This is a genomic window from Intestinimonas sp. RTP31139st1_F5_RTP31139_211217, assembly GCF_040226735.1.
GTDB lineage: Bacteria > Bacillota > Clostridia > Oscillospirales > Oscillospiraceae > Intestinimonas > Intestinimonas butyriciproducens.
Genome location: NZ_JBCOAQ010000067.1, coordinates 1 through 8,121 on the forward strand (window position 1 = coordinate 1; position 8,121 = coordinate 8,121).

11 protein-coding genes are annotated in these 8,121 nt (G+C 49.9%); 10 read left to right on the plus strand and 1 reads right to left on the minus strand.

What is annotated here, in order from left to right; genetic code table 11:
* Positions 1-152 precede the first annotated feature (152 nt).
* The 10 genes from ABUA09_RS17660 (at position 153) to ABUA09_RS17705 (ending at position 7,863) form a co-directional block, all read left to right on the plus strand.
* Positions 153-914: a ParA family protein gene (locus ABUA09_RS17660; RefSeq protein WP_349949591.1), complete on the plus strand. Its 762-nt coding sequence runs from the start codon at positions 153-155 to the stop codon at positions 912-914.
* Positions 914-1,162 carry a hypothetical protein gene (locus tag ABUA09_RS17665; protein ID WP_349949592.1) on the plus strand — a complete coding sequence of 83 codons (249 nt, stop codon included), beginning with the start codon at positions 914-916 and terminating at the stop codon, positions 1,160-1,162. Before ABUA09_RS17660 ends, ABUA09_RS17665 begins: the two co-directional genes overlap by 1 nt.
* Positions 1,163-1,560: 398 nt before the next feature.
* A complete protein-coding gene (locus tag ABUA09_RS17670; protein WP_349949593.1) occupies positions 1,561-2,130 on the plus strand; it encodes a hypothetical protein in 570 nt (189 codons plus the stop codon).
* Positions 2,131-2,139: 9 nt separating this feature from the next.
* Positions 2,140-2,418 carry a hypothetical protein gene (locus ABUA09_RS17675; protein WP_349949594.1) on the plus strand — a complete coding sequence of 93 codons (279 nt, stop codon included), beginning with the start codon at positions 2,140-2,142 and terminating at the stop codon, positions 2,416-2,418.
* Between the two features lie 879 nt (positions 2,419-3,297).
* Complete coding sequence (locus tag ABUA09_RS17680) at positions 3,298-4,320, plus strand: site-specific integrase (protein WP_349949595.1); 1,023 nt, start codon at positions 3,298-3,300, stop codon at positions 4,318-4,320.
* 14 nt (positions 4,321-4,334) lie between these two features.
* Positions 4,335-5,171 (plus strand): hypothetical protein, encoded by an 837-nt coding sequence (locus ABUA09_RS17685; RefSeq protein ID WP_349949596.1) that lies wholly within the window; start codon positions 4,335-4,337, stop codon positions 5,169-5,171.
* A gap of 402 nt (positions 5,172-5,573) precedes the next feature.
* Complete coding sequence (locus ABUA09_RS17690; protein WP_238045575.1) at positions 5,574-7,013, plus strand: hypothetical protein; 1,440 nt, start codon at positions 5,574-5,576, stop codon at positions 7,011-7,013.
* Positions 7,014-7,095: 82 nt separating this feature from the next.
* On the plus strand, positions 7,096-7,365 hold the full coding sequence (locus ABUA09_RS17695; RefSeq protein ID WP_279203157.1) for a type II toxin-antitoxin system Phd/YefM family antitoxin: 270 nt from the start codon (positions 7,096-7,098) through the stop codon (positions 7,363-7,365).
* Complete coding sequence (locus ABUA09_RS17700) at positions 7,355-7,618, plus strand: Txe/YoeB family addiction module toxin (protein WP_238045573.1); 264 nt, start codon at positions 7,355-7,357, stop codon at positions 7,616-7,618. The genes ABUA09_RS17695 and ABUA09_RS17700 overlap by 11 nt, the downstream gene beginning before the upstream one ends.
* A 14-nt stretch (positions 7,619-7,632) precedes the next feature.
* On the plus strand, positions 7,633-7,863 hold the full coding sequence (locus tag ABUA09_RS17705) for a DUF5348 domain-containing protein (protein WP_238045572.1): 231 nt from the start codon (positions 7,633-7,635) through the stop codon (positions 7,861-7,863).
* Positions 7,864-7,922: 59 nt separating this feature from the next.
* Here the strand turns inward: ABUA09_RS17705 and ABUA09_RS17710 are convergent.
* The coding region (locus ABUA09_RS17710) for a hypothetical protein (protein ID WP_349949597.1) at positions 7,923-8,121 on the minus strand (199 nt) is incomplete at its 5' end.

Below are 8,121 nucleotides of genomic sequence, written 5' to 3' on the forward strand. Positions count from 1 at the left end.
TCGCCCTGGAAATGGGAATGAAGAAAGCCGGCCTTGGTTGGCTGGCTTTCTTCTTGTTTTCTGTATTACTATATTGCTATAAAGACAGAAATATAGTAAGATAGATATATAGATTTCTATAAAAATAGAATTGTAGAAATGGAGTGTGACAAATGATAGTAGCAGTAGCCAATCAGAAAGGTGGCGTTGGCAAGACCACCACGGCCCAGGCCCTTGCTGCAGGACTGGCGGAGAAAGGATACAAGGTGCTGGGTATTGACCTCGATCCCCAGGGGAACTTCTCTACGGCCTGCGGAGCGGAGAACTACAATGTCCTGACGGTCTATGAGGTGATGAAACGCGGCAGCGACGTCCGGGAGGCCATCCAGCACACGAAGGGCGGTTATGATGTGGTGCCGGCAAACATCATGCTGGCCGGAGCGGAGCAGGAGCTGTCCCAGACCGGGAAGGAGCACCGGCTGAAGGAGGCCGTGGCCCCAGTAGCCGGCGAGTATGACTTCATTGTGATCGACACGCCCCCCTCCCTGGGGGTGCTGACGGTGAACGCCTTTACCTGTGCCACAGATATTCTGATCCCCACCACGGCCGGGATCTTCGCCACGGCTGGGATCTCCCAGCTCAATGAGACAGTCACCAGCGTTCAGAAGTATTGTAATCCCGGCGTGAAGATCCGTGGCATCCTCTTTACCAAGTTTAATCCCAGGGCAAATATTAGCCGGCAGATCAAGGAGCTGGCGGAGCAGCTGAGCGAGTACATTTCGGCGCCGATCTACAAGACCTATATCCGCTCTGCGGTGGCCGTGGAGGAGGCCCAGGCGAACCGGGCCGATATATTTGACTATGCCGGGAAGTCTACTGTGGCCGACGATTACAGGGCCTTTATTAAAGAATTTCTGGAAGAGGTGAATGTGTGATGGCAGGAAAAGCAAAGTTCGATCAGGAGGCTGCATTCAGATCCATTATTGGAGCTGGCCGGGAGACGGGTGTAGTGGCTGCGGAGAAGCCGGCAGCAAGAGAGAAAAATAAAGAGCGTGTGCAGCGGTCATACTTTCTGGATCGTGACATAGATAGGGCGCTTAAACGAATGTCTCTGGAAGAAGATAAGAATCTTACAGAGACAGTAAATGAGATTTTGAGAAATGGTCTTGCTAAATATTTATGAAGAGGATTCGGAAGAATCTTCTTCTGAGAAGAGACCGGCATGGTTGCATAAGAGATTTACAAAATGAAGCCTGTACGAAAAAATGTGATGTTTTTTCCGGAAAAAGATTGCAAGAAACGTTTCTGTTATGTATAATAATAGTCAGAATAGCTTTTGGCCAACACTGTATATAGGAGGTGACACCATGTATCTATTTTTTGAAACGCAACCTGTCTTCATGAGGCGATATTGGTGCGGCTCCAATTTGTGGTTGGGGCGTATCAAGACTGTTTGGATTGGCGCGTAGGATTGGTTGCGATTTATAACCAGCCTTACGCGCCATTTTGTTTGTTAGGTGAAAATTATTATAGGTGTAAGAAGCTGTACACCTGTTGCTGAAGAAAGGAGTTGCTATTTAGATGAAAAAACTTATCTCTTTTGTATTGGCATTGGTCTTGAGCGTGGGAATCGTAAGTGCTCCCGCCTATGCTGCGTCACCTGAAGTTTCCGCTACTGGAAATGCTGCAGATACCAGTGATTTCATTGTGGCGGAATATTCTGTAGCTGAATCCTCCGAGGCATCCCTTTCCGATGATATGCAAAGGAGAATCCTGGCAAATACACCGACTAACGGTGACGGTCAAATTGACCACATTATTGTCTTGAATGCAGATTTAATGTTGCGGACCAGCTACACAAACCTCGAAGTTCCCGCAAACACAGCCATCTACTTCACGTCGGAATATTTAACTACCATTACAATGAGCGTCTCGTATATGCCCAGTAATCTTACTTTGTATTATGGAATCTCCAGATACAATAACGGTTCGGGCAATCATTGGGCAAACAGTGCGACAGGAGGAAGCGGAAGTGCAACAATCACTCCCGGAACAACGAGATCTTATTATCTCTACTTAGCAAACGGGAACAGTAAAGTGATGTATGTTGACGTGAACTATACTGCACTTGCTTCCATGAAACTCGGCTAAGGAGGCACCATGAGGACGGCTTTACTTAGTTTCGTTCTGGCGTTATCATGTTTTTTGAGTGGATTCGGGTTGGTTATTCCGGAGGAATGGGCAAAGACGGATCCTGAGTTTGATATTACTATTGATTCTCGGAAACAAGATCCTGGGTTTTTGATCCCATGGGGTGAGAAGGGCAACACACCGAGTATCGTTCCAATTCCAGATGATACCGAAGATATCACAATAGTTCCAATTCCGGATGATACAGAAGCGGACAATGATATCACGATTGTTCCAATAGAGCCTTAGCGCAGAGCGAAAAAACAGAAGAAGGAGGGATGCGGGCTGCAGCTCTCCTTCTTCTGTTTTGAGCAAATAACGGTTTATCCGTTTGCGCAATAGCGTGAACGGGTAAACCGTTATACGGTTAGTTTCCTGAATATGTTGACACGCCCTGGATAGTATGGTAAGATATTCTTGAACAGAAAAGGGCTGCTGATTGGCGGTGGAGTCAGAGAGAGCGGCCCAGCAGAAAGGCGGTGATGGATAGAACGGCTGCGGCTGGAGCTGGCTGCGGTCATCACAAAATATAAATTGCTCGTCTGGGCGAGGGTAAATAGTAATTAGGCCCAGAGCGTCTTGGCCGGGAGCTGCCGGCTGGGGGTTTAGCTGTATGCTAATCAGAAGCCATTTTAGGTCTGATGCGCCTATGTGGTGTGCGGGCTTGCCGTAGTAGCCTTTTGCGAATTGGAAAGCACACCTTGGACCCCATGTGAGTAATCTTTTTGAAAGCTTGGGTAAGTAAAACGCATCGTGTCCCTACCCATCCTACTGATAGTAGCCAGGATACTGTAGATCTCCTGGAGAGCCGCACCCTCTACAAAGGTGCCGACAGAACCCGAACTGCCGTAGATCTCAATAAATCGGGGCTGCACACATAAGCAGCTCAAAAAAGTGTAGGGAGAGATCCCAAACCCGTCACACATAAGACGTTAAAAAGTGTATTTGCCGATTGCCGAGTCTCCGAGGGGAGCTGACATGAGGCGGCTTTGCTTGAACGACTTGAATATATAGAATTGTAGATTACTATAAATCCACAAAACTTTATTTATATGAATATAGATTTATATTTGTGTAGGAAACTATATTTATAGATTTTCAAAACTGACGCCGAAAAGGAGGAGCCGGGTGGGAAGAAGAAATAAAGCGTATTCCAAGGATCTGCACCAGCAAGCCTATGACCGGCTCACGGGGATGCAAGCCTTTGGCGAGAGCAAGAAAGAGGCTACGGCTCATGGGGAGGAGAAGGATAAAATCTACTCTTTTAATACATACAAGAGCTACTGGAAACACACAAAGTATTTTATCAAGTACATCAAGGAGAACCACCCGGAATGTACTACGCTGAAAAGCGCAAAAAAGTATGTCAATGAGTGGCTGCAGGTCAGAGTAGACCAGGGCCTGTCCGCCTGGACGGTGCAGCTGGAGGCCAAGGCCATGGGGAAGCTGTACGGGATCTCGCCGGATGACGAAAACTATTTCAAGCCGCCCAAGCGGAACCGGGAGGACATCAAGCGGAGCCGCGGGGATCGGGTGCGGGATCGGCACTTCTCCAAGACCAACAACGACGAGCTGATTAAATTTTGCCGGGGGACTGGGCTGCGACGGAAGGAGCTGCAGGAGCTGCGGGGAAAAGACTTGGTTTCCAGAGAGCAGATCGAGACGGAGATCTCCCAGCTGGAGAGCGTCCCGGTGGAGCAGAGGGCGCCGAGCGTCATAAAGCGGCTTGAAATGCTCCAGGACGCCCGGATGTTCCCGGAGGGGTGGTTTATCCATGTTCGCAACGGAAAGGGGGGACGTGAGCGTTTAAGCCCGATTATCGGCAAAAATGCGGAGCAGATCATTGAGCGGATCGCCGGCACGCCGGCAGAGGAAAAGGTGTGGCAGCACGTCCATAACAGTGCTGATATTCATGGGTACCGGGGAGACTATGCCACGGCCATCTATAAGGCCCACGCCAGGGAGATCAAGGACATTCCCTATGACCGGGTGAACCGGGGGACGGGGAAGCGGTATCAGAGCCAGGTCTATACCTGCAGAAAGGACGAGGCCGGGAAAAAGCTGGACAAGGCGGCCATGCTGATCTGCAGCAAGGCCCTGGGCCATAACCGGATCAGCGTGGTGGCCGACAACTACATTCGGGGCCTGTAAGGAGGTACGCTGCCATGGGCGAGTTTGTAAAAAAGACAATGATGGGCTATAAGGAAGTTCCTGGCGGCCATTCTGATCCAGAGTGTACTCATGTGATTTTGACGGAGGCCGAATATGCCAAGCTGTTGCGGCAGCTGTCCGATGCGGAGCAGAAAGCCAGGATTACAAAGTCCGAGGCGGATAAAGAAATAAGAGAGGCTAAAAGAGAAGCCGACAGAAAGGCCCAGGAAGCCGCTCTGAAGGCCAACCAGGCGATAGAGGAATGGAGGGCGGCCCTGGAGGCAGAGCGGGCGGAGAGCGCCCACCAGCGCCACCTGAACGCTAATTTATTGCGAATCGCAAAAGAACGGGCTAATGCAGATCGAGGGCTGAAGCCTAAAAAGGAGCGGCCCGGGTATGTCGTAGTACATTCTGAAGAAAAAGAATACTCGTTTAGGGACGGAAGAAAGCGGCTGTATAAAGTAAAACTGTGGGAAACCATCATTCAGAGTCCGTATTCAGTAGAGTTTGCGGAATCGGTAGTAAGAAAGCAGATAGAAGATGAAATGTTCCCGGAGGGGAAAGAGTGGCTGATTGCCAAGATCGGCATAACTGGTAAATATAACGGCAGCTATGAAAAGATGCGGGAGGCCATGGAGCAGAATCCGGAGGATTCTTTTTATAGTGGAAATGTGGTGATAGCTCGGCAGCAACGGTTAAAACGGAATTTCCGATCTAAATATTGGGAAGTGGCAATCGTACATACTAAGCCGTTGGGAGACGTTCCAGAGGACTTAATGCCAGAAGTGAAGAAGCCTTCCAGGGGACTTGAAAAGCTCTCCTGGACAGGCTATAATAACAATCAAAAATAGGGAAATAAATATATTGATAATATATGCCGTGTGGACTGGCCATGGAGAGGCAGAAATAAGGTCGGAATTTTGGTTGTCGAAAAATAGGGAAATAAATATATTGATAATATATGCCCCCCTTTGCCTTTAGGCAAATTAAAAAATCTCTTAAATTTCTCTCTCGGATAGGGAGAAAGTCGGAGGGGAAAAGAGGGGTGGGCGGAGGCTGTGGGAATGTGGTAAACCCGTAGGGTTTTCCATCATTTCCATGGCCGGAGCCAGGGGGGAAAGGGGGAGGTGACTTTCTCTTTAAGCCGCCGTAGGCGGCGCTCTTTGGCTCCCCCTTTCCCCCCTTCCCGCCCGCAGGCGTTCCCCGCCGCAGCGGATTTTCTTTTTGCTACTTTTTCTTTTGGAGGTGAGAGTATGACCATGGATCAGCAGGCCGCCATGGAGCGGCTGCAGGATTTGTACCGGGAAAAGAATGAGTATTTGGAGGAGTTTTTGGAGTGGATCACGCCCTATGAGTTTTACCGGGAGGTCTTTCCGGTTGGCAGTTTTGAGCGGCGGGGCCATTTTGAGGATGCGAAGGGTAACGGAATTGCTGTGACAATCCCAAAAGGCAAGGCTGGGGCGGGCGGTGACGGTGTAACCGGGGTTGCTTTGGAAATTGAGGGTAACGGTAAGGCCAAACGCTATACTATTACCGACGAGCTGGCCGAGTTGGAACAGCTTCGGGATACGGATTTTACTATTATGTCTCCTATTTCCTACTTTGGCCGGCAGCGGAGTGGCAAGAATGCCAGATATCTCTATGCCTTGGCGTTTGATCTGGATGGGGTGGGGATGCCCCAGCTTCGGGATACGCTTCACCAGATGAATAAGGATATTCTGCCCAAGGCAACCTTTGTTGTAAACAGCGGGACGGGGCTTCACTTGTATTATGTCCTTCAGGAACCGATTCCTATGTACCCACACAACCAGAGATGCTTGAAGGAATTGAAATATTCGCTAACTCGGCAAATATGGAACAGGTACACATCTACCATCAAGGAGCCGCAGATACAGGGTATTTTGCAGGGGTTTCGGGTGGTCGGTTCCGGTTCCAAACTGGGGCGGGAGTATCCTGTGACGGCTTATCGGTTCGGCGGACCGGTGGAGCTGGAACGGCTGCTTGATTATATCCCGGACAGCAACGGGGAGCAGCAAAGGATTGAAGGGCTTATGAGAAAGAGCCGCCTGCCTCTGGCGGAGGCGAGAGAGAAGTATCCGGATTGGTATGAGCGGCGGATTGTGAAGAAGGAGCGACGGGGACGCTGGACGGTCAAGCGTGATCTTTACGACTGGTGGCTGCACAGGATCGGGGACGAGATCCGGGTGGGACATCGGTTCTATGGCATTATGACGCTGGCAATCTATGCTAAAAAGTGCGGGATTGATGAGGATGAGTTGCGCCGGGACGCTTTTGATCTGCTAAAGCCCTATGATGATATGAGTGTAGAGGATATAAACCGCTTCACAAAAGATGATGTGGTGTGCGCTCTGGAAATGTTCAATGAGGACTATGTGACATTTCCAAGGGACGATATAGGGAAACTCTCTGGCCTAACTATGCCCATAAATAAGCGGAATTGGCGTAAGCAGGCAGATCATTTAGAAATTGCCAGGGCAATTCGGGATATCGGTGTTCGACAGAAAGGAAAGAAGGATTGGCGGGAAGGAAACGGACGGCCTATTGGTAGCGGCACGGCCAAGGGCCGAGTATGCGAGTGGCGCCAGCAGCATCCGGAGGGCTGCAAGGCCGATTGTCACCGGGACACGGGACTTGACCCGAAGACAATTCGTAAGTGGTGGGATATGAAATAAGTAGTGCTTGCTTTAATTGGCTCGATATGGTACAATATATAGTACAAGATGTGGTGCATAATATGGAATGGAGGTGTGTACTATGATCGCAATTAACTTTTCGACTGCCCGTGGTCGCTTGAAGGATTTCTGCGACAGAGTGACGGACAGGGGAGAAACGGTAATTGTAACCAGAAAAGCCGAAAAAAATGTGGTGATCATCAGCGAGGAACGGTTTAATGAGCTGGAGAAGGCAGAGCGGAATGCTGCCTATCTTGGAAAGCTGGAAAGAGGTCTGGAGCAGGTGCGCGCCGGCTTTGGGATTGTGAAAACGATGGAGGAGCTGGAGGCGATGGCGGGCGATGGCACATAACATTACCTTTTCGCCTGACGCCTGGGCAGATTACCTGTACTGGCAGTCAGAGGATAAGAAAACGCTGAAGCGGATCAATAAGCTGCTCCAGGAGCTGCAGCGTGATGGGGCAGTGCAGGGCATAGGAAAAGCGGAGTTACTGCGGAAGATCAAAGGTATGAGTAAACGTATTGATGATACGAACCGACTTGTTTATACCGTTGAAAATGACAGCATCGTCGTTTTGTCCTGCCGGGGACACTATGAGGACTGATTGGAGGGAGAACTATGTCTCGAAAAGTCTTGCAGATCGGCTACGAGCCGGAGCGTGATCGATTGACTTGGGATGGATGGGACATTCATTGCGGCCAGGGTCTGGATGTGCTGCTCCCGGATCGGCTCGATGGCGGCACATGGCGGACCGTCTCCTTTGAGTACAATGACGATGGATGGTATATGCCTGGGCATCCTGGTGTGTCTCCAGTGGGCCTGTGGGCGCGAGAGAGAGCGGAGGGATGATATGAATTGCCGCTATACTGATGAATAGTTGAAGGAAGATGTGGAGCGTACCATCGGGATCAGAGCGAAGGATATTGAGAAGATTCAGTTCTGCGGCTTGTGGCATATTCGCTTTCGGGCCTTTGGAACGGACTTTTATTATTACCGTTCTGATTCTGATGATACAGTGCATTTAGTTGAATCGCCCTGGAAATGGGAATGAAGAAAGCCGGCCTTGGTTGGCTGGCTTTCTTCTTGTTTTCTGTATTACTATATTGC